This is a genomic window from Bacillus sp. J14TS2 (genome assembly GCF_018333015.1).
In the GTDB taxonomy this organism is placed as follows: Bacteria; Bacillota; Bacilli; order Bacillales; family Bacillaceae_C; genus Lederbergia.
In genome coordinates this window covers 1-621 of record NZ_BORE01000054.1, presented here as the reverse complement: position 1 = coordinate 621, position 621 = coordinate 1, and the positions used below count along the sequence as shown (strand labels likewise).

Sequence of the window (621 nt, the reverse complement as noted above, 5' to 3'; positions counted from 1 at the left end):
CGGATCTACGCTTGCTTACAGCTCCCCGAAGCATATCGGTGTTAGTCCCGTCCTTCATCGGCTCCTAGTGCCAAGGCATCCACCGTGCGCCCTTAATAACTTAATCGTCATCCAAAAAATAAGCGGCGAATCTCTGCGTCAACTGCACTCACTCACATCCTCACGCACGTGAGTGCGCTCCGGTGTTCGTTCGCTTGTTTCCTTGAGCTTCTTGCTTCTTTTTCGTCTGATTGAATAAAAAGGTTTATCTTATGGAATCATCCATAAGGTGATGCTTCTCGGTTTGTTATATCTTCTTATTTTATCTGGTTTTCAAAGAACAAAACTACTGGTTTCTATCAACTTCATGTGATAGATGAGAGTTTGAACTCTCAAAACTGAACGAAACGAAACGTCTTTTTATAGAATGTTCCAAGAACATTCTAGGCTCACACGATGTGAGTCATGCCGACGTTGCCACAGGACGTGGCGCTCTTAGTAGGCGTTCCATAATATTCCTTAGAAAGGAGGTGATCCAGCCGCACCTTCCGATACGGCTACCTTGTTACGACTTCACCCCAATCATCTGTCCCACCTTCGGCGGTTGGCTCCAAAAGGTTACCTCACCGACTTCGGGTGTTA

At 46.1% G+C, this 621-nt stretch carries 2 rRNA genes; both read right to left on the bottom strand.

Going from position 1 to position 621, the window contains the following annotated elements:
* Positions 1-106: ribosomal RNA gene (locus KI375_RS27030) — 23S ribosomal RNA — on the bottom strand; the annotation flags it as partial.
* A 396-nt stretch (positions 107-502) separates the two neighbouring features.
* A 16S ribosomal RNA gene (locus KI375_RS27025) occupies positions 503-621 on the bottom strand; the annotation flags it as partial.